The organism is Agrobacterium sp. MCAB5 (assembly GCF_052114365.1).
Lineage (GTDB): Bacteria > Pseudomonadota > Alphaproteobacteria > Rhizobiales > Rhizobiaceae > Agrobacterium > Agrobacterium tumefaciens.
In genome coordinates, this window is the sequence record NZ_JBFREP010000010.1 from 95976 (window position 1) to 119553 (window position 23578).

At 57.9% G+C, this 23578-nt stretch carries 19 protein-coding genes and 1 riboswitch; of the genes, 8 read left to right on the plus strand and 11 right to left on the minus strand.

Translation table 11 applies throughout. The features are described 5' to 3' along the window. Nucleotides 1-120: 120 nt before the first annotated feature. The 4 genes from AB4Z23_RS20570 to AB4Z23_RS20585 all read right to left on the minus strand — a co-directional run bounded on the left by AB4Z23_RS20570 (nucleotide 121) and on the right by AB4Z23_RS20585 (nucleotide 4565). The gene (locus tag AB4Z23_RS20570) at nucleotides 121-909 is read right to left on the minus strand and encodes an SDR family oxidoreductase (RefSeq protein WP_003517081.1); all 789 of its coding nucleotides are present in this window, start codon (nucleotides 907-909) and stop codon (nucleotides 121-123) included. 14 nt (nucleotides 910-923) lie between these two features. Next, on the minus strand, nucleotides 924-2402 hold the full coding sequence (locus tag AB4Z23_RS20575; protein ID WP_441360707.1) for a sugar ABC transporter ATP-binding protein: 1479 nt from the start codon (nucleotides 2400-2402) through the stop codon (nucleotides 924-926). Between the two features lie 120 nt (nucleotides 2403-2522). After that, complete coding sequence (locus AB4Z23_RS20580) at nucleotides 2523-3452, minus strand: sugar ABC transporter substrate-binding protein (RefSeq protein WP_003517083.1); 930 nt, start codon at nucleotides 3450-3452, stop codon at nucleotides 2523-2525. 132 nt (nucleotides 3453-3584) lie between these two features. Continuing rightward, entirely contained in the window at nucleotides 3585-4565 is a 981-nt protein-coding gene (locus AB4Z23_RS20585; RefSeq protein ID WP_003517084.1) for an ABC transporter permease, read from the minus strand. Nucleotides 4566-5002: 437 nt separating this feature from the next. Between AB4Z23_RS20585 and AB4Z23_RS20590 the strand changes: the two genes are divergently transcribed. The 5 genes from AB4Z23_RS20590 (at nucleotide 5003) to AB4Z23_RS20610 (ending at nucleotide 10142) form a co-directional block, all read left to right on the plus strand. Further along, nucleotides 5003-5812 carry a transketolase gene (locus AB4Z23_RS20590; protein ID WP_080850346.1) on the plus strand — a complete coding sequence of 270 codons (810 nt, stop codon included), beginning with the start codon at nucleotides 5003-5005 and terminating at the stop codon, nucleotides 5810-5812. Then, nucleotides 5812-6768 carry a transketolase family protein gene (locus tag AB4Z23_RS20595; protein ID WP_003517089.1) on the plus strand — a complete coding sequence of 319 codons (957 nt, stop codon included), beginning with the start codon at nucleotides 5812-5814 and terminating at the stop codon, nucleotides 6766-6768. Before AB4Z23_RS20590 ends, AB4Z23_RS20595 begins: the two co-directional genes overlap by 1 nt. Nucleotides 6769-6883: 115 nt before the next feature. Next, nucleotides 6884-8353, plus strand: a complete 1470-nt coding sequence (locus AB4Z23_RS20600) for an FGGY family carbohydrate kinase (protein ID WP_441360708.1) — start codon at nucleotides 6884-6886, stop codon at nucleotides 8351-8353. Between the two features lie 20 nt (nucleotides 8354-8373). Beyond that, entirely contained in the window at nucleotides 8374-9327 is a 954-nt protein-coding gene (locus AB4Z23_RS20605; protein ID WP_019565848.1) for a sugar-binding transcriptional regulator, read from the plus strand. 29 nt (nucleotides 9328-9356) lie between these two features. Then, entirely contained in the window at nucleotides 9357-10142 is a 786-nt protein-coding gene (locus AB4Z23_RS20610) for an SDR family oxidoreductase (protein ID WP_003517095.1), read from the plus strand. Here the strand turns inward: AB4Z23_RS20610 and AB4Z23_RS20615 are convergent. From AB4Z23_RS20615 to AB4Z23_RS20645, 7 genes are all read right to left on the minus strand, one after another. After that, nucleotides 10132-10686, minus strand: a complete 555-nt coding sequence (locus AB4Z23_RS20615) for a peroxiredoxin (RefSeq protein ID WP_076844251.1) — start codon at nucleotides 10684-10686, stop codon at nucleotides 10132-10134. The genes AB4Z23_RS20610 and AB4Z23_RS20615 overlap by 11 nt on opposite strands. Nucleotides 10687-11349: 663 nt before the next feature. Then, nucleotides 11350-12378 carry a methionine synthase gene (locus AB4Z23_RS20620; RefSeq protein ID WP_019565843.1) on the minus strand — a complete coding sequence of 343 codons (1029 nt, stop codon included), beginning with the start codon at nucleotides 12376-12378 and terminating at the stop codon, nucleotides 11350-11352. Between the two features lie 24 nt (nucleotides 12379-12402). Further along, complete coding sequence (locus AB4Z23_RS20625) at nucleotides 12403-13380, minus strand: DUF1852 domain-containing protein (protein WP_025591622.1); 978 nt, start codon at nucleotides 13378-13380, stop codon at nucleotides 12403-12405. A gap of 104 nt (nucleotides 13381-13484) precedes the next feature. Beyond that, nucleotides 13485-13697: riboswitch (cobalamin riboswitch) on the minus strand. Nucleotides 13698-13918: 221 nt separating this feature from the next. Continuing rightward, complete coding sequence (locus tag AB4Z23_RS20630; protein WP_025591621.1) at nucleotides 13919-15199, minus strand: hypothetical protein; 1281 nt, start codon at nucleotides 15197-15199, stop codon at nucleotides 13919-13921. Nucleotides 15200-15291: 92 nt separating this feature from the next. Then, nucleotides 15292-17259 carry a glycosyltransferase family 2 protein gene (locus AB4Z23_RS20635; RefSeq protein ID WP_441360709.1) on the minus strand — a complete coding sequence of 656 codons (1968 nt, stop codon included), beginning with the start codon at nucleotides 17257-17259 and terminating at the stop codon, nucleotides 15292-15294. Nucleotides 17260-17397: 138 nt separating this feature from the next. Next, entirely contained in the window at nucleotides 17398-18852 is a 1455-nt protein-coding gene (locus AB4Z23_RS20640; RefSeq protein WP_025591617.1) for a hypothetical protein, read from the minus strand. A gap of 266 nt (nucleotides 18853-19118) precedes the next feature. Beyond that, nucleotides 19119-19424: a hypothetical protein gene (locus AB4Z23_RS20645; RefSeq protein ID WP_025591615.1), complete on the minus strand. Its 306-nt coding sequence runs from the start codon at nucleotides 19422-19424 to the stop codon at nucleotides 19119-19121. 42 nt (nucleotides 19425-19466) lie between these two features. On the opposite strand from AB4Z23_RS20645, the gene AB4Z23_RS20650 reads away from it, so the two are divergent. The 3 genes from AB4Z23_RS20650 to AB4Z23_RS20660 all read left to right on the plus strand — a co-directional run bounded on the left by AB4Z23_RS20650 (nucleotide 19467) and on the right by AB4Z23_RS20660 (nucleotide 23528). Continuing rightward, nucleotides 19467-19979 (plus strand): RNA polymerase sigma factor, encoded by a 513-nt coding sequence (locus AB4Z23_RS20650; RefSeq protein WP_441360710.1) that lies wholly within the window; start codon nucleotides 19467-19469, stop codon nucleotides 19977-19979. A gap of 32 nt (nucleotides 19980-20011) precedes the next feature. After that, the gene (locus tag AB4Z23_RS20655; protein WP_441360711.1) at nucleotides 20012-20953 is read left to right on the plus strand and encodes a FecR family protein; all 942 of its coding nucleotides are present in this window, start codon (nucleotides 20012-20014) and stop codon (nucleotides 20951-20953) included. A gap of 133 nt (nucleotides 20954-21086) precedes the next feature. Further along, entirely contained in the window at nucleotides 21087-23528 is a 2442-nt protein-coding gene (locus tag AB4Z23_RS20660) for a TonB-dependent siderophore receptor (protein ID WP_244561985.1), read from the plus strand. Nucleotides 23529-23578 lie beyond the last annotated feature (50 nt).

The following is a 23578-nucleotide window of genomic DNA, read 5'->3' on the forward strand; positions in this document are numbered from 1 at the left end:
CTTCACGCGCCTGTGCGGTGAATAAAAAACGCCCGGCGAAAGCCGGGCGTAAAATCAAAAGGCAGACCACCTTACCTCTTGCACGTGGTCATCAATTCGGGCGGCGCTGCCGCGCAAACCCTACCAGCAGCAGAACCCGCCATCTACTAAAAGGTCCACGCCCGTCACGAAGCTCGCCGCATCTGACAGCAGGAAGATCGCCGGGCCGACCATTTCATCGACGCCCGCCATGCGCTGCATCGGGGTCTGCTCTTCGAACAGTTTCGTCTGGTGCACCATTTCCGGCCGCGTGTTCATCGGCGTCGCGGTGTAACCCGGCGAGATGGTGTTGACGCGGATGCCGCGCCCCACCCATTCCATCGCCATGGATTTGGACATGTGGATGACGCCAGCCTTAGATGCATTGTAGTGGCACTGCATCAGGCCGCGATTGACGATGACGCCGGACATGGAGGCAATGTTGACGATTGCGCCGCGACCGTTCTTCAGCATGGCATTGGCTTGCGCCTGGCAGGAGAGGAACACACCCTTCAGGTTGATGTCCATCATCGTCTGGAACTGGCTTTCCTCCATTTCCTCGGCAGGATTGGCGTTCGCGATGCCGGCGGCATTGACGGCAAGCGAGAGAGCACCGAGTTCGGCCTGCGTGCGTGCTACCGCTTCGCTCAGCGCCTGCTTGCTGGTAACATCGGCGGCGATTTGGATCGACTTGCGACCAGCCCTGGCAATGAAATCGGCCGTCTGCGCCAGGCCGTCATCGGTGCGGCGGTCAAGCAGCGCGACATCGGCACCGGACTGGGCAAGCCCCATGGCGATCCGCTGGCCGATGCCGGAACCGGCACCGGTGACGAACGCCACCTGGCCGGAAAGATCGAAAAGTTTCGGCGCGTTGAGCGTGATGGTGGACATCTCTATTTCCTTCTTCAGATGGTTGCCAGTTCCATGACCGAGACGTCGTTGGCCTCGTCGCGATTGAGGATTCCGGCCTGTTTTCCCTGTGCAAGAACGAGGATACGGTTTGAAACGCCCAGCACCTCTTCGAGATCGGAACTGACGACGATGACGGCAACGCCGCTTTTGGCCAGACCGACGATAATATCGTAAATGCCAGCCCGCGCGCCGACATCGATGCCGCGCGTCGGCTCGTCCAGCACAACCACGCGCGGGTTACGTGCAAGCCATTTGGCGATGACGACCTTCTGCTGGTTGCCGCCGGAGAGATCCGAGGCAGGCTGTTCGCTGCGGCCCTTCACGCCGAATTTGGCAATTGCCTCCTTCGTAAAAGCACGCTTGATGCTAGGCGTTATCCAGCCGGTGCCGACACGGTCGAGATTGGCGTAGATCAGGTTCTCACCGATCTCATGCTCGACAACCAGCCCTTGAAGCTTGCGGTCTTCCGGCACCATGACGATGCCCTTCGCAATCGCATCCGCCGGGCTTTTCAGCGTCAGCACCTGTCCATCGAGCAAAACCTCGCCCGCACTGGTCGGATCGGCACCGGAAATGGCACGCACCAGTTCGGTACGCCCCGCGCCGATCAGCCCGGCAATTCCAAGAATTTCGCCTGCACGCACGCCGAAACTGATGTCGCGGAAAGAATTGCCCGTGCCAGTCAGCCCCTTGACCTCTAGCACCGTTTTTTCCTGCGGTTCGGGCAGCGCCGGGAACAGGCGTTCCAGCGACCGGCCGACCATGCTTTCGACGATGGTGCGCACAGGTGTCGCGCTGTCTTCAAATTCGTGCACCCGCTCACCGTCGCGCAGCACGACGATGCGGTCGGTGATCTGCCTGATCTCTTCCATGCGGTGGGAAATATAGATGATGCCGACGCCCTCTGAGCGCAGCTTGCGAACCTGCTCGAACAGGGCCTGGGTTTCTGCACCGCCAAGGGCCGCCGTCGGCTCGTCGAGGATCAGGAGCTTGGCATCGAGCGCCAGCGCCTTGGCGATTTCGATCAGCTGCTGGTTCGCGGTCGAAAGGCCCGCCACCTTGCGGGTTGCGGGAATATGCAGATTGAGCCGCGCCAGCTGCTGCTGCGCCCTTCGCACCATTTCGGCGCGGTCGACGATGCCGTTCTTCATCGGCCAGCGGCCGATGAAGACGTTTTCGGCGATGGAAAGCTCCGGCAGAAGCTTCAGCTCCTGATGAATGAGTACAATGCCCTTGTCTATCGCCTCACGCGGCGAAGCGGGCGTATAGGGCTGGCCAAGCCAGGTCATCTTTCCTTCTGACGGCTCGCGGGAACCGGCGATGATGCCTGACAGGGTGGACTTGCCCGCCCCGTTTTCACCCAGCAACGCCACGACTTCACCCGGATAGACGTCGAGATCGACGCTTTTCAGAACCTCGAGCGGGCCGTAACGTTTGCTGATGCCACGGAGCGAAAGAACCGGCTCGCGCATGACGGGACCTCCTGGGAAACACGCGTGGCAGCGATGCGCCACGGCTTTGCGTCCGAATTGCCTGAAAACGAACAGATGACGCCCCCGCGCATCCGGCTAGAGTGCGCGGGGGCGGATGCATCAGGGGTGGTTGGCAATGAAGCCGTCGACGTTTTCCTTCGTCGTCAGCGTCGCCTCGGAGAGTTGCACGGCCGGAACCTTCTCGCCGCCGACGATCTTGACGGCCATTTCCACAGCCGTGCGGCCCATCTTCTGGGTCTGCTGCGTCGCTGTCACGTCAAAAACGCCGTTCTTCAGCGCCTCAAGCGCTGCCGTGTCGCCATCGAAGCCGCCAACGACGATCTTCTGCGAGGGGTTGGCGACCTTGATCGCCTGTGCCGCGCCGAGCGCCAAACCGTCTGCCTGGGCAAAGACGATGGAAACGTCCGGATTGGCCTGCAGCATGTTCTGCATGATCTGGAAGCCTTCATCCTGGCTCCACATGTTGGACCACTGTTCGGCAACGATCTTCACGCCGGAATTGGCCTTGACCGATTCCATACAGCCCTTGGTGCGGTCGACTTCCGGTGTCGTGCCCTTCTGGCCATGAATGATGACCATCTTGCCCGAGCCGCCTGCCTGCTTGATGATGTAGTCGCAGACCGACTTGGCGGAAGCGACGGAATCGGTGGCGAGGAAGGTATCGCCCGGTGCGCCGTCGGCATTGCGGTCGATGTTGATGACGGGCACACCGGCCGCCTTGGCAAGCTTGACCGGAACGGTCGCCGCAGCGGCACCAGCCGGAATATAGATCAGCGCGTCGATGTTCTGCGTCAGGAGATCCTGGATCTGGTTGACCTGCGTCGGACCGTCGCCCTTGGCATCGACGGTTACGACGGTGATGCCGCGCGTCTTGGCTTCGGCTTCGACGGCCTGCTTGATCTGGTTGAAGAAGTTCGCCTGAAGATTGGCAACGGCAAGGCCGATCTTCTTGACTTCGGCGGCGTTGGCCGAACCGAGCGACAGGGCCAGAAGTGCGGCGGATGTCAGCAGAATGCGTGAAAATTTCATGATTATTCCTCCATTTGTTGATTTTTGACCTTCGGGCAGATCAAACCTCCTCCCCTTCGGCCGCTTTTCACGCCTCCCATACCGGGAGGGTCGTCTATTGCGCGGACGGCTCATCGCCCTCCGCAGGCAAATTCAGCTTCTGCGCCGACGCAATGTTTCAGCGCCCACGGCCAGCACGATAACCACACCAATGATGACCTGTTGCAGAAAGGGAGAAACATTGAGCAGGTTGAGGCCGTTGCGCAGCACACCGATGATGAGCACGCCGATCAGCGTTCCGCCGATGCCGCCGGCACCGCCCGAAAGCGAGGTCCCGCCGATGACGACAGCCGCAATCGTATCCAGCTCGTAGCCAAAACCGCTGGAGGGCTGCACCGAGTCGAGACGGGCTGCAAGAACGATACCCGCAAGACCGGCAAGAACCGCACAGGCAACATAGACGCAGATCGTCACCAGGGCGACGTTGATGCCGGCAAGTCGCGCCACTTCCGGGTTGCCGCCAACCGCATAGACGGTGCGGCCTTCGGAGCGGAAGCGCAGGAAAAGAAACGATACCAGAACAACGACCAGCATCAGCAGCACGGTCGCCGTCAGCACGCCGAAATGGCGGTCGATGGCCAGCATCATGAACCAGTCAGGGAAACCGACGATCTGCTGACCGTCCGTGATCATATTGGCAAGGCCGCGCGCCACCGACATCATGGCAAGCGTCGCGATGAAGGCCGGAACTCGGAAGGCGGTGACGAGAACGCCGACGACAAGGCCGCAGGCTGCGGATGCGATGAGCGCCAGCATGATGGCCATGCCCATGGGCATGCCCGCGACATTGGCTGTCCAGCCCATGATCATCATAGACAGCGCCAGCACCGAACCGACGGACAGATCGATGCCGCCGAGCAGAATGACGAAGGTCATGCCAACGGCCATGATGCCGAGCACGGTGATCTGGTCGAGGATGTTGAGACCGTTTCGAAGCGACAGAAAATTTTCGCTGGTGAAGGTCAGGAAAACACACAGCAGCAGCAGGCCCAAAAGAGGTCCGGTCGCACCGCTTAGCCAGGCAAGCGGGCTTCTGGTGTGCGTAACCCCCTCATTGCGTTCAAGCACGGACATGGCTCCTCCAAGTGGCTATCTTGCATTTTTTAAACCGATTAGAATAATTATTCATGCTCGGTGAAACATGCATAAGCCAGTTGAGAGAAACTTGTCAATAGGCTTGGAGAGCGGGACGGGCCTTGCGGGTGATGGGATGGCTTCACACCTGCGCCTCTCATCCCGTTCCGGTGCGCATCGCGGGAATCCAGCGCAAGCGCTCCTGCGTGGCAAGGAGAGCCCTTTCAGCCAAAGGACTTAGGCTGAGCAGGCTCCTTTGAAGGACCGAGGAATGAGGCGGGGAGGTGCGCTTCATCATTGGTGAAAATGAAGCGGCAGAAATAATCGGCACGGATTGAAACAGGACAATTCACAATTCCGGCTTGACAGAAACGCCACGTCTGCAATTATATAAACAGCTGTATAAATATTCACACGCATGTTTTGAAGAGGATCCCATGCAGCCCACAGAGCTAGAGCGCATTGCGCGCCAGATTCGCCTTCGCGACGTCCAGGCTGTTTTCGAAGCGGGTGCCGGCCATATCGGCGGAGAAATGTCGGCGATCGACATCATGACCGCCCTTTATTTCCGCGTATTACGCATCTGGCCGGAAGAACCGAAGAACCCTGCCCGCGACCGTTTCGTGCTGTCGAAAGGCCACACCGCCTGCGCGCTTTATGTGACGCTCGCCAAACGTGGCTTTATCCCGGAAGAGGAAATCTCGACCTTCCTGCAACCCAATTCCCGCCTCAATGGCCACCCCAACTGTAACAAGGTACCGGGGGTCGAGACCAATACCGGCCCGCTTGGCCACGGGCTTCCAGTTGCCGTCGGAATGGCCAAGGCGGCCAAGCTTTCGGGAGCGGATTACCATACCTATGTCATGACCGGTGATGGCGAGATGCAGGAGGGCTCCAACTGGGAAGCCATCATGTCCGCCGCGCAGTTCGAGCTTAACAATCTGACGCTTATCATCGACCATAACCGTTTCCAGCAGGGTGCTGCGATCTCGGAAACCAACGACGTCGCGCCGCTTCGCCCGAAGCTTGAAGCATTCGGCTGGGAGGTGAGCGAAATCAACGGCAACGCGATGGAAGAGATCGTCCCGGCGCTCGAACATCGCGGCGAGCACCCGCATTGCGTCGTTGCGCACACCAATAAGGGTCACGGCATTTCATTCATGCAGGACCGCGTCGACTGGCACCACAAGGTTCCAAGCAAGGAACAATACGAAATTGCCGTCAAAGAACTTTCGGAGGCATTGTAATGAACGCGCCCGTAACCGCCGCCAAACTCTATGATTGCCGCGACGCCTTCGCCGAAACGCTGGAAGCGCTGGCCGCTGCAAACGACAGGGTCGTGGCCGTCTGCAACGATTCGGTCGGCTCCTCGAAGCTCGGAGGCTTCAAGTCGAAATTCCCTGAGCGCCTCGTTAATGTCGGCATTGCCGAACAGAATATGGTGGGCGTCGGCGCCGGCCTTGCCAATGGCGGCCAGCTTCCCTTCGTCTGCGGCGCATCCTGTTTTCTGACCGGTCGCGCGCTGGAACAGATCAAGGCAGACCTCGCCTATTCCAACGCCAATGTGAAGCTCATCGGCATCTCCTCGGGCATGGCCTATGGCGAACTGGGTCCGACGCATCACTCGATCGAGGATTTCGCCTGGACCCGCGTTCTGCCGAACCTGCCGGTGATTGCCCCCTGCGACCGCATCGAAACGGCCGCCGCCGTCAAATGGGCTGCGGACTATGCCGGGCCCTGCTTCCTTCGCCTGTCGCGCGTCGGCGTGCCGGACCTTCTGCCTGATGGCCACGTCTTTGAACTCGGCCGCGCCAACCTGCTGCGCGAAGGTTCCGACATAACGCTGATCGCCAATGGCACGCTCACACACCGCATCGTCAAGGCCGCCGATATTCTGGCCGGTCGTGGCATCAAGGCGCGTGTGCTTAACATGGCAACCGTGCGCCCGATCGACGAGGCGGCCATCATTGCCGCAGCGAAGGAAACCGGCGCAATCCTGACGGCTGAAGAACATTCGATCTTCGGCGGTCTCGGCTCTGCCATCGCCGAAGTTGTTGTCGATCACGCCCCCGTGCCGATGAAGCGCCTCGGCGTTCCGGGCGTCTTTGCCCATACCGGCTCGGCAGAATGGCTGCTCGATGAGTTTGGCATGGCACCCGCGGCCATCGCGGAGGCTGCAGCAGCGCTGCTCAAGAGAAAGTAAGTCTCCTCCCAGGGTCGTCGCGTGTCTTCGGATGCGCGGCGACACCCTTTGCAATATCGTCGTTTAATCACCGCAAGGCTGAAACGAAAAAACTGCCGACGAAAGAACTCAAGTGATGCGCGCCATTCTGTCCATCGATCAGGGCACCACCAATTCCAAGGCCATTCTCGTTTCTGAAACAGGAGAATTGCTGGCGCGCGGTTCATCGCCGGTCGGCATAACTTATCCGCAGCCCGGCTGGGTGGAGCAGGATCCGAACCGTATCTGGGCCTCGGTGCGCGAAGCGATTGCCGCCTGCCTGTCTTCGGCACCCTCTGCCGTCAACATTGAAGCCATCGCCATTTCAAACCAGCGCGAATCGGTGACGATCTGGGACGGCGAAACAGGCGAGCCGCTTGGCCCGGTCTTGAGCTGGCAATGCCGTCGCACCGCGCAGGAATGCACCGATCTCATCGGCAAGGGCCATTCCGAACGTGTCATGGCGCTGACCGGCCTGCCTATTGACCCGATGTTTCCCGGCGCCAAGATGCGCTGGCTGTTGGAGCGTGCGCCGAAGGGCCGCAGCCTTCGCCTCGGTACCATCGATAGCTGGCTGATCCACTGCCTGACCGGCGGCAAGGTGCATGCCTGCGACGCCTCCAATGCGGCCCGAAGCCAGGTGCTCGATCTCAACCGGCAGGTGTGGAGCGAAGAGCTTTGTGACCTTTTTGGCATCGACATCAACGCCCTGCCCGACCCGCGCGACAGCAGCGGCGACTTCGGCGTGACATCAGGTGTTCCCGGCATCAAGGACGGCACGCCTATTCTGGCTGCCGTCGGCGACAGCCACGCCGCCCTCTTCGGCCACGGCGCCTTCAATCCCGGTGACGGCAAGGTGACGTTCGGCACCGGCTCATCGGTGATGACGACCCTGCCGCATTTCATCGCGCCAGAGCGCGGCATCACCACGACAGTTGCCTGGAGGATTAACGGCAAGCCGACTTTCGCCTTCGAGGGCAATATTCTTGTGTCTGCCGCCTCCCTGCCGTGGATGACGGACATTCTCGGCCTGCCAGATGTCGCATCTCTTGTGGAGCTTGCCGCGACCGCTGAACCAGATGGCCCCGGTTTCGTCCCGGCCTTTGTCGGCCTCGGCGCGCCCTATTGGGATTCAAATTGCCGCGCGCTATTTTCGCAGATCAATTTCAGCACGAGTCGCGCGCAGATGGCCCGCGCCGTTACCGATTCCATCGCCTTTCAGGTTTATGACGTCTTCTCGACCATGCGCGCGCAGTCGCCCTCCGGCTTCGGACAGCTGTTCGTGGATGGCGGGCCGAGCCAGAACCGTTTCCTCATGCAATGCGTCGCCGACATGCTGGACCACCCCGTCATCCAGCGTGACGCGCCGGAAGCCTCCGCGCTTGGCGCGGCCTATCTTGCCGGCCTCGCCCTCGGTCTATGGAGCGATCTCGACGCCATCGCCGCGCTCAACAGTCACGGCAACGCCATCGCGCCTTCGTCCGGTGACGGCAGGCAACGGCTTGCCGTCTGGCGCGACGCGATTGCGCGCTCGACGTTACCTGTGACGTCGGGTAAGGGTGAATAAAAATTCACCCTGGAGGGCTTATGGGCAGGATCAACGAACTTCGGATGATATCCCGCGTGGCGCAGATGTATTTCAGCGAGCACAGGCGGCAGGCGGAGATTGCCGAACATCTCAATCTTTCGCAGGCCACCGTCTCGCGCATGCTGAAGCGTGCCGAAACGGAAGGTATCGTGCGCACCAGCATCATTCCGCCGCCCGGTACCTATAGCGATCTTGAAGCACAGCTTCGCGAACGCTTCGACCTGCCGGAAGCCATTGTCGTCGATTGCAGCGAGGATCGCGACGGCGCGATCATGGCCCGCATCGGCGAGGCTGCCGCGCATTTTCTCGAGGTGACGCTGTCGCAAAACGAGATCATCGGCGTTTCCAGCTGGAGCCAGACGATCTTCAAGATGGTGGAAAACATCCATCCGCTGAAGGGCGCCAAAGCGCGTTACATCGTCCAGACGCTGGGCGGCATGGGCGATCCTTCCGTGCAGACGCACGCGACCCAGATCACCACCCGGCTGGCGCGGTTAACGGAGGCCGAACCGAAATTGCTGCCGGTCCCCGGCGTCGCCACCTCTCGCGAGGCCAAGCTTTTGATGCTGGCCGATCCCTTCGTGCGCGAAACCATCGATCTTTTCGGTTCGATCACGCTCGCCATCGTCGGTGTCGGTGCCGTCGAGCCATCGGAGCTTCTTGCCCGTTCCGGCAATATCTTTTCCGCCAAGGAGCTTGCCGATCTGGCACAGGCGGGCGCCGTGGGCGATATTTCGCTCAGGTTCTTCGACAAGGACGGCAAGCCCGTCAAGACACCGCTCGATGACCGGGTCATAGGCCTTCCGCTGGAGAACCTCTCCAATGTCGACCGCGTCATTGCACTCGCCGGCGGCTCGAAAAAAACCGAGGCGATCGCCGGCGCGCTCCGAACCGGCGTGATCGATGTTCTCGTCACCGACAAGTTCACCGCCGAACGACTGGTCGGCACATAAACATAGCCATTATCCCATAAGGAGGAGAGATGAGGCGCTTTGAAGGTCAATCCGTATTCGTGACTGGAGGCAACAAGGGCATCGGTTACGGCATCGCCCGCCGTTTTGCCGAGGAAGGTGCGAAAGTCGCCATCGCCTCTGTCGACAAGGACACCAATGACGCCGCCAAAAAGCTGGCGGACGAAACCGGCTCAGTCACCCATGGCGTGATCCTCGATGTGCGGGATGCGGCGGCGGTGCGCGAGGCCTATGGCGCAGCCGAAGAGGCAATCGGTCCCCTTTCCATCTCCGTCCAGAACGCCGGCGTCATCACCATCTCCAAGATCGAGGAGCTGACGCAGGAACAGTGGGATTTCAACCTCGATGTCAACACCAAGGGCGCGTTCCTGTGCTGCCAGGAAGCGATCCGCCGCTTCCGCGCAAGTGGCACCAAGGGCCGCCTGGTTAACACCGCCTCCGGCCAGGCCCGTCAGGGATTTATCTATACCCCCCACTACGCCGCTTCAAAATTCGGCGTCGTCGGCCTCACGCAAAGTCTGGCAAAGGAACTGGCGCCCGAAGGCATCACCGTCAACGCCATTTGCCCCGGCATCATCCACACCGAAATGTGGGATTATAACGACCGAGTCTGGGGCCAGATGCTCGGTGACTACAAGCCCGGCGAACTCATGGCCGAATGGGTGCGCAACATTCCAATGCGCCGCGCAGGAACACCAGCCGAAGTGGCAGCCTTGGTGGCGTTTCTCGCCTCCGAGGATGCGGCCTACATCACCGGCCAGACAATTAATGTCGATGGCGGGCTGATCATGTCGTAGCACTCAACCAATCGATGACGGCATCTGCGTTCTTCTCTGGCGGATGGACCGGGTAAAAGACATGCTTGATAACGCCCGTTTCGATAATCATCGTGAGCCTCTTGAGCAGTGTCAGGCCTCCAGCCTGGAAAGTTGGAAGGCGAAGGGCTGACACCAGAAGGAGTGAATGATCGGAAAGCAGAGGAAACGGCAGGTGAAGCCGCTCTGCTGCCTCTCGCTGATACTCCGTGGTCTGCGTAGAAAGGCCAAACAGACGCGTTGCTCCCAATGCCTTCAGTTCAGCGAAATGATCACGGAAGGCACAGGACTGTGGTGTACATCCCCTCGCGCCGGGTATTGCGTCCCATCCGTCAATCGCCTTTCCTCCGGGCGGGCTTGTCCAGGGGTAAGCATAGACCACGGTTAACCCCGGCTCACGCAGATCGACGGTCGTGCCATCCGTCGCAGCCAAACAAATGCCAGGCAACTCCATCCCGGGTAAATGCCTGGCTGCTCCGTCGTCACGTGGGGTAACTAATTGCTCATCCCCGCCGGGTTCAATCATTGCCACCTCGTTGCTCTTCCTGTCTGTCGACGTTGCGAAGTTAGCCGATTTTCATACTACCGCAATGCCTTGTGCGCAGGTGCAAAGCTGCCGTAGCGATTCGCGCGTTCAGCCTTGATGGAATACGAACGCCACACCTTCATTCGATTTGACAAAGTCACTGATTGCCAAGTCTCTGGCCGATAGTATCGTTTTGGAATTTCCGCTGAAGCGATGTTCTGAGGCAACGGCTTCTTTATCTTGGGATCGCTGCTACCGTATGGCCACCACTGTCCCCATTTCCAAAAGGCAATTGCTGCTCTCGGCAAATACGTCCTGCTGACTGAGACCCACTTTTTTCGGCGATCTTAGCGGCCGTCGTGCTCCCGAGATTTTCGGCGTCTGGGAAGTTGTTTTGTTTGGCAAAAGTCACGAAGACGTCGGTGGCGTTGGAATAAATGTCTTCCAACCGAGACGTTTGGCGCAAACACTCAGCAGAAACAGGGCCGATTTTTAGAGAACAGGCGGTCTTGGCAGCTTTGCGCCAAGAGGCGGACATCCGTCGAAGCTGTCAGGATGATCCGCGCCGTGAACTTATAGCCATTCGTAAGTCTCCCAGCGTGTGTCGCGATGGGCGCGGTGGCGGCGAACGGCAGCCATCCGCAGGTTCAGACTATCAAAAAACTAAACAGTGAGCTCTCTTCGGACGATCTCAGCTCCTGCGCTCAAGGAATTCAGCTTGTCTCTTGCCACACGACGAGACAGGGGGGCCATGCCGCAATTGGTGCAGGGGCAAAGTTTATCTGCGTCGACAAACTTAAGCGCCTTGCGCAGCGTTGCAGCGACTTCCTCCGGGGTTTCGATGGTATTGCTTGCCACATCGATGGCCCCGACCATCACTTTCTTACCTCGAACAAGTTCCAGAAGATCCATTGGGACATGAGAATTGTGGCATTCGAGGGAGATCATACCGATGCCGGATTTCTGCAGCCTGGGGAGAGTTTCCTCATACTGCCGCCATTCTGACCCGAGTGTCTTTTTCCAATCCGTATTGGCCTTTATGCCGTAACCGTAGCAGATATGGACGGCGGTCTCGCACTTCAGCCCTTCAATCGCCCTGTCCAAAGTGGCGACACCCCAGTCATTCACATCGTCAAAGAAAACGTTGAACGCAGGTTCGTCGAACTGGATGATATCGACGCCGGCAGCCTCCAATTCCTTTGCTTCCTCGTTGAGTATCCCGGCAAATTCCCAGGCAAGCTTTTCACGGCTCTTATAATGGCCATCAAAGAGAGTATCGATCATCGTCATCGGACCCGGCAAAGCCCATTTGATGGGTTGTTTGGTCTGCTGGCGCAAAAACTTGGCGTCTTCGACGAACACGGACTTCTGGCGAGACACGGCGCCGACGACTGTCGGGACACTCGCATCGTAGCGATCGCGAATTCTGACTGTCTCGCGTTTTGCAAAATCGACCCCGTCGAGGTGCTCGATGAAAGTCGTGACGAAATGTTGGCGTGTTTGCTCGCCATCACTGACGATGTCGATGCCGGCCTGTTGCTGATCGTCCAGTGAAAGGCGCAGGGCATCTCTCTTGCCTTCCAGTAATTCCTCGCCCTCCAGCTTCCAGGGCGACCACAGTTTTTCGGGCTGCGCAAGCCAGGATGGTTTCGGCAGGCTGCCAGCGGTCGATGTGGGGAGAAGTTTCTTCACGGTGGGACCTCTTCTAAGTGATGCTCAGGCGGGGCGGTGAGCAAACAATTGCTCAAGGACGGCGCGGTATGGGTTGATGAAGTGTTTTTCGGTGAACTTACCCTGATCCACCGCCAAGCGATTTCGTTCGTCGCGATCGTAAATGACCCGGGTCAGCGAATAGTCCTGGTGCTTCAGGTTGGGCTGGTAAAATGTCCCGGCTGCTGCGTTCGCATTGTAGATTTCGGGGCGATAAATTCTCTGAAACGTTTCCATCGTGCTGATGACGCCGATTAGCTCAATATTGGAGTAATCGCCCAGCAAGTCCCCAACAAAATAGAACGCCAACGGCGCAACGCTACCTGCAGGCATGAAGTAGCGAACCTGCAATCCCATTTTCCCGAAATACTGGTCGGTGGACGAGAACCCATTCTGCCGGTATTCGACGCCCATGACGGGGTGATGATTTTCGGTCCGGTAATAGGTCTTGCTGGTCGAGGCGCTGATGCAAATGACCGGCGGCTTGCGAAAGTACGAGCGGTAGGCATCCGACCGCAGAAAAGACTTGAACAGGTTTCCATGCAGGTCGCCGAAGTCGGCCGGAATGCTGAAGGCGGGAACGCTCTTGTTATGCTCCGGCAGCACAATGCTGAAGTCGTAGTCTCGCACATAGGAGGAGAAGTTATTCCCCACAATGCCGTCGATACGTTCACTGGTTTTGTGATCGATGATTGTCGTCTTCAGTATCTCGATGAGGGGAAATTTTTCACCTGCGACATCGAAGCTCATATCGACCGAAATGATCTCCAACTCGACCGAGTATCGGTCCGATTTGGGATTATCCCAGTGCGCGAGGGCGTTGAAGCGGCTGTCGATCATGCGCATGACATTGCGCAGGTTTTCCTGCCGCTTTTTGCCCCTGGCCAGATTGGCGAAATTGGTGGTGATGCGCGTATTTTCTGAAGGACGATAGTCCTCATCGAAGGGTACGCTCGTGATTGTAAAAATGCAGGTCTGAGACATGTTGTGCCCCTATAAAGTTGGGGGGCATGGGTCTGCGGACGCATAGCAAGACAGGCCGCGACAATGCAGCCTTTGCTACGGCACACTGGGACACCCCGCCCGTGGACGTTATTTCACCAAAGGCAGGTCTCCTGGCTCACGGATCATCACTTCCGTCCGTCTTCCCGGGGTAAACCAGTGACATGTTGGACTTCAGCTCGCCGCTTACAGTTGCGGGGGCAGCGTCGGCTTTTCCGCATGACACGGAGCACCGACTTCCCTCTTAGCCCCGGCACGTTGCGTGCAACGACTGGGGAACCTTAGGCGTGACGACCATATTGTAAGCCACGTCATCGGTCAACATCGTATAACGATATCTTTATGTCCTTAAGTCTGCGTTTCCATCGCCGGTTCCGACCGAATAGATTGCATTCGGCGCGGCAGTCAACGTTGCGGTTTTACGCTTTTCGCCGCTTTCAGCAGCGTCATGCGTCCCAGTTTTCAATCTCCGGCGCAACGGCCTGGAGCAATATCCTCCTGCTGCCGCCGAGACGAACGATTATCCCTCACAAAGACGAATACAACCGCTTTTTCTAAGAAAAGGGTTCCAGCCTTTCGCTGCAAGGATTGCCCAGGCAGTGGCCCCGACATGCGGCAACCTGAAATATTTGAAGTCGGCAAAGGTCGAGGTCGGCCCGATCATCAGCCCGGTCGTCAGTTCGTCCCCGACTGTCGCGTAGATCAGGTTATCGGGAGATATTTGTGCGGCGATGGTGGCAAGTAGCGCCTCGGCCCGCTCGGCATCGCCGACCTGCTGAAATGCCAGCGCGGCCTGGGCCGTACCTTCCAGCCACACACCATCCCGATCGTCGTTAAAATCAAAACCTCCCGCAACCGCATAATGCCGATCAACCCAATGCAGAACACGCCCACCGCGGCCCCGAAACTCAGGCACGGCGAGAATGGGCCAGAGCTCGGAATCTATTCCGGACTGGCTCGAGTTGGGTGTGTCGCTTCCGGGCAGGCTGCCGACGTAAAACCGTCCCTGCTGCTCATTCCACATCGCATCAAGAAATTTGCGTGTATTATCCCGCATCGCCTGCCAGGCGCGCGCTCCCTCAATTTCGGCGAGCCAACCCGCAACGGCATATACATCGAGATTATGTTCTGTCGATTTCCACTCGAGTTTGGCCGGTGCAGGCTCATGACCGAATGTGCCGCCTGTGTAGCCGATATCGCGGACGCCCGCCGTATGCGCATCGATCCAGCGCATGAGTTTGGTCGCTGCCTGCACATAGGACGGATTGCTTGATCGTTCACTGGCAGTGAGAAGCGCAAGTGCCGCCCAGGCCAGGTTGCCCGTTGCGCTGCCGACCTGATAGTCATCCTCGACCCACGTCTTGCTGGCCTCACTCCAGAAACCGGGCAAAAGCATAGCATCGTTTTCGTTCGCAACGGGGCCGGAACGGTAGGCGTTGCGCAGGCGGCCATCGCTGTAATAGCGATCGTTGTTGACGGCGAGCAGCAGCGCATCGGCAACCCTTTTCGCTTCGGCGTCGTTGCCACAGGAAAAAAGGGCAATCGTCGCCAGGGCATTGTCATATGTGAAACCCGCATTTGAAAGAGCGGGATCAAGCGCTTTGCCGCCCGGTGCAGGCTCAAAGCTCCGAAATACGAAGGGGGTGGTGGATTTGTCCATCTTCCCAACGAGACCCGAACACAAGCTCACAGCAAGGCGGTCGCGAACTGATCCGGAACCGGTGCGCCCATCGCCAGCAGCGACCACTCCTGTTGTGAAGCAGGTCATGAGAACTGTCGCGATGATCGATTTGACAGACATGAGTTTCCCATTTGGTGGGCGCTTTTCCAAATAACCCCGCCTCTAGCTTGCGGTTTACGTCGAGCACGGTCCCGGGTTTGGCGCGAATTGTCTTAGCTGAAGGCCCTTGCGAGTAACATCTGCATGGACTTCAGGAGGTCGCCCTGTTCCGCGACATTTTCGGGCGCATTGCGGAAAAGCAGCCTCAAGATTGCACGATGCTGGTCGGTAGTAGGGGTGAGAGTGAATTTGCCGGGCGTTTGCGAGACTTTCGTTGCATCGATCTGCAGCCAGCCCACCTCGGGCACGTACAGGGACTCTGCCTCGGCGTAAGACCGGTTGAAATCCGCCAGGGTCGCGGTTTCGGTCGAAAGCGCCACGATCCGTACCGCCTTCACCTCGCTTGCGCATTGCAAACGGCCTTCGAGATCCACGCCGATCGGCTCTTCCTTGTCTACACGTGGTAATTCAATGCAGCAGATGAGGCTGGTGAAGGCAATCACCATGGCGACCGCCGACCAGATGAGGTTGAGACAATCTCGCGCCGAAAATTCTACAGGGGCGTCCCATGCGTAAACGGCGAGCAGAACTGAAACCGCGGAGGTGACGGTGACGATTGCGAAAAATAGCGCTGTAGGCCCATGAATGCGCACCTGTGACCGGTCACCACCTTTCTCCGTGACTTTAAAGGGACGTCCGAAGGGTTTGCGCATAGCCTGAAACAAGGTGATGGTGATGGGAACAGCGGTCAGCGCATGCGTCACTTCGGTGAACAGCGGTAGGGTGCGTTTTCCCGATATCCAGGTGGAGTAGGCCCAAAACAAAGCCAGTGACGACAGTCCAAATTTCATGAACATCAGCTCGTCGGCCTGGAGGGCGGAAACGCCTGTCAGCCAGTAGATCGATGGTGCCAGCAACAGGCAGAGGATGAAAGGCTTCGACAGCCAGCAAAACAGCCCGTGCAGATAATGCAGCCTTTGTGTCAGCGTGAACTTGCCGCGCCACAATGGTCCCGTCCGCAGAAGGCCGATCTGAATGGTGCCCAGGCACCACCGCGTGCGTTGCGTGATATATTCTGGCAGGCCCTCAGCCGATAGACCGACACTGAGTTTTTCGTTGAGCCAGCGTGTGACGTAACCTCGCTCCATCAGGCGGTAGGTCAGCAGCATATCTTCGGAAAGTGCATCATGCGGAAACCCGCCGAGCTCGTTGACCGCCGCCCGCCGCACGACAAAACTCGTCCCGACGCAGAAAGCGCAACCGACCGCGTCCTTGGCCGGCTGGAATACATCAAAGAATACACGTTGATCATCGACGAAGGAATTGCGGATGCCGAGGTTGTGCTGGATGGGGTCGCAATTAAAGTAAAATTGCGGTGTCTGCACAACTGCCACCTTGGGATCGGCGAAAAGACCGGTTACGCGACGAAGGAAGTTGGCCTGTGGCGCGAAGTCCGCATCCAGTACCATGATGAAATCGGAAACCTGTGGCAGCGCATTGGTGTGTTCAAGTGCATTGTTCAGATTTCCCGCCTTGGCATGTCTATTGTCCGGGCGCGTCACATAATTGACGCCGACCGTCTCGCAATAGTCCCTCACTTCCGGCCTGCGCGTGTCGTCGCAGACAAAAACACGCAGCTGCGGATATTGCATGGCCTGGGCCGCGATAACCGACTTCTCAAGGACATTCAAAGGTTCGTTGTAGGTGCAGATAAAGACGTCAACGAGTGGCGCATCGGGATTAGTTGCAATCGCGGCTTCCCCTCTATCAGCCAGAAAAGACCAGTCCGTCCGCCTCGTCAGGATCAGGATCGAGCCGATGGCGTAAAGAAGGGAGATCAGCTCGAAGGTGAAATAAATGTAGTTCCAGGCAGTCTCCAGAGAAAGCTCGAAGGGTGGCAGCGTATCGGTGGCGCGCCAAAATATGTAAAGGCCAAGAGACAGCAGCATAATCGCACTGAAGGCCAACCGGTCCAGGACCCTGCGCGGGTCGGCCAGTATGGTAAACAGGATCGCGCAAAGGGCGATGACAAGATTGACGTAGAGTACCGACTGAACATCGCCATCAGGGCTGAAATACATCGACTTATCCTCATGGTTGGTCAGGCGCGCGGCACGCCGCGCGTGAATGAGGTTGCTTCGAGTGTCTTAAACAGGTGGTGGGTCGCCCTGCGGGTTTGCATCGCACTCCCGCAGGGGCCCGTCCAATCCATGCGGGTGTCAGGATTGGGTGCGCGGTGCCTTTCCGGTGGCATCCGTATTGCCGAAAGGGTGCTGGGTGATGATATCGGGCTGATGTGCCCGGCCAGGCACGTCCGGCCGCTGTTGTGGCCACTCGATACCAGTGTGTGCGGATAGCGTATCACGCGACGTTTCGATCAGTGCCCATGCGGCCTGCCTGACATCCGGCAATTCGCTGACGGAGGTCTTTGCAAACTGGAACAGGCTGGCTGATGCTTCATGCACATAATTCCGGGTTTTGCCGAGCCACTCGCGCGGCAGGCTCACACTCACCCACGTGCCGACCGAACAGGCGCCGTTCTCGGTCAATTTTTCCTGTGCCCTGCTGTCCATGCGAATATAGGCGTAGAGCTCTCGCCGCTCTGTTGGTGGAAAGGGCACGGCATAATCGAGGTCGACACGTTCGGTAGTACGTGGCACCAAGCGCTCCACCACCCCATCGGATTCTTCCGCCCAGGCATCGGAACTCACCTTCACCCGAGAACCGACGGAAAGCGCCTGTGCCTGACGCTCTGAAAAAATCGCCACGACGAAAGCGTTACGGCAGTCAAGCGCCTCCGCCAGCGTGTCGCCTGCAACCACTTCACGGCCGGTCGCAGCCACGGGCTTGTAGAGCGTTGTGCCCGGTGGAATGGAAAGATCGGCGCGGGTCAGCCTTTCAATACGTGCGCTCTCCGCCGATGCCAGCGTTTCGAGCTCGCTTTTGCGCGTCTGCATGGTGGTCATCTGCATCCGGATCTGCAGCAGATCTGCGGACCGTGTGCGAATTTCCTGCTGAAGATTTTGCAGCGATTGCAAATCGGAGCCGATATAGATGCCTTGGCGCGCGAAGTTCATTTCCTTGGTGAGTTTGTCAACGGCGACTTTGGCAGCTTGCAGCTTTGTATCTTCAAGTTGTATTGTGTCCGCTATATCCTCTCCGATTCCAGAATACATCCCCTTCGCCATCAGCTTCTGTTTTCGCGTGGCTTCCGCTTTTGCAATTCGGGTCGAATAGGTCACCATCTGCAAGGCTGCATTGGCTGCCTGTAGGTCAGATTCGGTTCTTTGCAGTAACGCCGCCTGCTGACTGGCAAGATCCCTGTTCAAATCGTCGATGCGGCTGGCATAGTCGCCAATAATTCCGTTCTTCTGGCGAAGTTCATTATCGAGTGCTGCCAATTGCACCTTCAGGCCGATGAGCGTGGTATTGTCGACCTTGTCGTTTTCAATAGCAGCCTTACCGTTCTTGTCGGATATCTTTACCACACCGCTGATCGGTGTCGTCAGCGGAATGACTGGTGCATTGATGAGGGCGCGGTTCGTCTGGGATGTGAAGACCGGCGGAAACACAGAAGATGAAAACACCGTGGCGACAACGCCAAGGACAGTATAGGAGGCCAGCTTCACCGACGCACTTTGGCGCACTTCTTTGTCTCTATTGCGGAACAGCATGATATCAACTCCTGTTTTGTTGAACAGCCTTTCCTCCCGCAGTATTAAAATAGTTCACTAAGTTTTTTTGCGACGCAACATCGTTAAGATTGCATTAATAAATTTTTCGATATCGCCTAAATCATAGGCATCTGCCAGCGTTGAAATCGCAAAAACTCGTCCACGAAAAACTACAGAGCTAAATTTCAATCGTTTCGTATCAGCTGTGCCTTTTAAATGGCATCTGGTTATTATGCGGGCTCTCACCCCGCCGCCCAGGTTGCAACCTATAGAAGCATCCGCTTGTCCAAGGCAGCGGCACGAGTCTGGTTTTTCATATCCAACTTTCGATAGGCCGGCGTCCACAGGTCAGCATTCGCGGTCGCCAAAAAGGCGTCGGAACAAGATCTGGTCCTGGCAACACGCCAAGCTGTGACATTCGGCATGGCGTCGGTTCCGCCTTCGCCGGGTACGGAGAAGGCTCTGCGAAGAGCAGATTGCTGCTGGGCATCACAAGCATCAATGGCGAGCCGATCAAATCGGCTGCAATACGCAAGCGCTTGGCGGCGTAAAAACTTGATTGCAAATTTCATCTTATCTTGATTTGATCCCGAGCCAATGGTAGCAGCGTTTTCATGGAAAGCGCAAAACACCCTGAAATCCTCGAGACCTTTATGGGCGTACGCTCTCGTCTGATGCGCGTCATCTACCGTCGGGTCCATTGCCCGGCGACAACTGCCGATCTCCTTCAGGATACTTTTCTTCGCTTTTGGGAACGGCCGGGCCTGTTACGTGATGTTGTCGACCTGGCAGCCTATTTCATGATTACCGGCCGCAATCTTGCGCTTGATCACGAACGCCGCCGCAAGATTGCCCCCTTTTCGGACGGAATCGAAGGCCTTGAATCCATTGGTGATCCCGCACCATCTGCGGAAGCAGCTACCATCAGCCGTCAGGAACTGCTTCGCGTTCAGGCCGCACTGGAACACATGCCTGCCCGCGCCCAGCAGGTTTTTATCCTCGCTCGTATTGACGGCCTGACATATGTCGAGATTGGCGAACGACTGGGAATATCGCCCAAAACGGTCTTTGGTCACATGGTCGTGGCGCTTGAGCGGTTGCGTGCAGAGGTCAACTACGAGCGCTAAAAGTCGCATGGCGGCTAAGAATGAGGCGGCGGATGCAGGATTTTTCCCTTCAGGAGCACTGTCCTGACAATGATCCAGAGATATCACGCCGTGCAGCCGAATGGTTCGCGCTGCTTCTCGATGACAGCGCGACACCACTCGACCGTGCCAATTTCAGGGTTTGGCTCGAACAAAGCCCGGCCCATGCAGGAGCCTATGCCGAACTGGAACGTTTGTGGCTTGGAGCCTCGGCCCTGCCAGAGGTATCAAGCCCTGCATCTGTCAGACGGCGAAAAATCCTGAAATCCGGCGGTGCACTTGCTATCCTGACCGCCGCCGGGCTTGGGACGCACGCATATTTAAGGCAGCAAACAGATTACCGGACAGGCGTCGGAGAGACCGCGCGCTTTTCCTTGCCCGACGGATCGGTTGCCGAACTGTCGACGGCGAGCGCCATATCGTTAAATTTCACGGCGGGCCAGCGACACGTCATTTTACAACAAGGCGAAGCGTTTTTCACCGTCGCGCGGGACGCTGCTCGACCGTTCTCTGTTGATTATAAGGACCTCAGAGCTTTAGCGCTTGGCACTCAGTTTTCCGTTGGGATGCATGAGGAAGGTATCGTCGTCGCGGTTGCAGAACACACGGTAAAGGTCTCATCGTTGAGCCAAGAGCGGATCGTCCAGGAGGGGCAGTCCGTGCTTTTCGCCAATGACAAACTGTCGGTGCCATCACAGACGGATATTGAGACGAGACTCTCGTGGCGAAGCGGAAGGCTCGTTTTCATCTCGGCTCCGTTCGAGGATGTCGTTGCTGCCCTGTCAAAATGGCGCTACGGCAAGATGATTGTCATGGACAGAGCCCTGGCCCGCCGGCCGATCAGCATCATCGTGGACGTGCGCAGGGCCGGTCGGATACTGGAAAGTCTGGAGCACGGCCTGCCTATCCGTATTGCGAGCTACTCGCCTTTGCTGACGTTGATCTATCCGCAATAAAAATCAGAAAATCGACCGAGGTTTTTTCCAAGCTGAAACGTCCCCTGTTCAGAAGCCCGAAAATGCTCGGGTATTGGTCCGTTTGCAGGGGGCAAAACGAGTGACACATAAAAACCAAGCCGGCGGCTTTCGCATGAGACTGTACCGTATAATGTTGTTGGCGGCCTGCGCCAGTTTCACCACCGTCGTCTTGTCAACAGGAGCAGTTGCTCAGACCGCCAAGAGCTACGAATTTGCGATCTCCGGTCAGCCCCTGTCGGCTGCGCTGGTGCGCTTCTCATCGGTGACCGGTATCGATGTCGCTTTTGACGGTCCTCTGCCGGCAAACCTGCGCAGCGTCGGTACAGCCGGAAATCTCTCGGCTGAGGGCGCGCTCAGACGTCTTCTCGCGGGCACAGGCCTGACCTTCCGATTTACGACCGCAAATACGGTCCTTTTGATCAACCCGCAAAACTCCTCGTCAAGCGCCAGTGCGGTTGGCGCGACAATCCTTGAGCCCATCGTTGTGCAGGGAGAGAACGCTCGTGGGCCTGTAGAGGGGTTTGTCGCCACACAGAGCGCCACAGCGACGAAGACGGGCACCTCACTCAAAGACACTCCACAGGCCGTCAATGTTGTAACGAAAGACCAGATTGCTGCTCAAGGTTCGACCACGCTGACCCAGGCTCTTCGCTATACGCCAGGCGTCATCAGCCAATATGGCGACGATTCCCGCTATGACTGGTTTACGATACGTGGATTTCGACCAAGTCGATATCTGGATGGCCTGCGCCTACCGTTTGGATCGCGCGGCTATGCCCAGCCACGTGTCGAACCGTTCAGCCTCGAGCGCGCCGAAGTCCTGAAGGGTCCGGCATCGGTCCTCTATGGCCAGGGCGATCCCGGCGGTCTGATCAACATGGTATCAAAACGGCCGAGCGCAACTGCTCTCAATGAAGTGGAGATGCAGTTCGGCACCGATAAGCGTATACAGACAGCATTCGATCTCGGCGGTGGCGCTGGTGACGATGACAGTTTCCTCTACCGCATCGTCGGCGTCGGCCGGTTGACCGATACCCAGTATGACTATGTGCGCGAGAAGAAGGGATATATTGCGCCTTCATTCACTTTCAAGGCGGATGAGGGAACATCACTGACGGTTTACGGTAGCTATCAGCACATCGACTCTCCCGGCGGCGGCGGAGCGCCGGCGCTTCCCGCGAACGGCACACTCTATACCCGCATGTATCCGGAATTGCCCCGCAGTGCATTCCCAGGCGAACCGGGTTACGACCACTACAAGAGCGACCAGGCATCTGTCGGTTACGAGTTCGAACACGAAGTCGATGACACCTGGACCATCAGACAGAACCTTCGCTACTCCTATATCGGAACAGACACTCAGCGCGTTCAGCCCTATTGCCCGGCAGCCTGCAATCCCACGGCCTTCTACCGATATGCCTGGGCGTTTCCCGAAAGTGCCCGCGCCGTCACCGTGGACAATCAAGCGATCGGAAATTTCCAAACGGGGGACGTCGCTCATACCGCATTGTTCGGCCTCGACTATTCCTACGAAAGCAGCCGCTACGAAGAGTCCGCGCTTTCCCCAATTTTCACTCCCTTCAATGGACTTGACCCCGTCTACGGCGCAACGGCGATCACGCGCCCGCCGATCGCAACACGGATCGATCAGGACCGCAGCCAGATCGGGCTCTACGCTCAGGATCAGATGGAGTGGAACAATTTCGTGTTCTCGCTCGGTGGCCGCTACGACTGGGCAAATACAGATACGAGGACCCGGACGAGCGTCGCTGACAATCAGGTCGATCAGAGAGACGGCAAGTTTACCTGGAGGGCCGGCCTCGTCTATAATTTTGACAACGGTTTGTCGCCATACGCCGGCTACTCAACCTCCTTCAATCCGGCCAGCGGCACCGACCGTTTGGGTAACGCCTTCGAGCCTACTACCGGTGAACAGTTCGAGGTTGGGGTCAAGTACCAGCCCAACGGTAGCAACAGCTTCGTCACCCTTTCTGCCTATCACCTTATACAGGACAATGTCCTGTCGCCAGATACGAGCCCCGGATTCACGAACTACAGTGTGCAGACGGGCCAAGTCAGGATGCGCGGTGTCGAACTTGAGGGCAAGGCGGAAATCACAGACGCGTTCTCTGTCTTGGCATCTTATGCATACACCGACAGCGAGATCACCAAAGCCAATCCAAATGCTGCCGGTATCAGCAACGAGGGCAATCGCTTTGCCTTTGTCCCACGCCAGCAGGCATCGCTTTGGCTGGACTACACACTGCAGACATCGACCATCTGGGATGGTCTGAGCTTTGGCGGTGGCGCCCGTTACACTGGTCAGACTTTTGGCGACAATGCCAACAAATTCGACATCCCCTCATACACCGTATTTGATGCTGCCGTTCGCTACGATTTCGGCAAGGCAGACCCGAAGCTGGAAGGTTTGAAGGCGTCGCTGAATGTCAGCAACATATTCGACCGCAAGTATGTCTCGACCTGCATTGCTGCGACGGGATGCTATTGGGGCGAGGGTCGCACCGTCTACGCTACTCTCAAGTATAGCTGGTAGGATTGTGTCTGACGCTCGTTACCCAAATCGTGATTACAGGCTGACGCGGC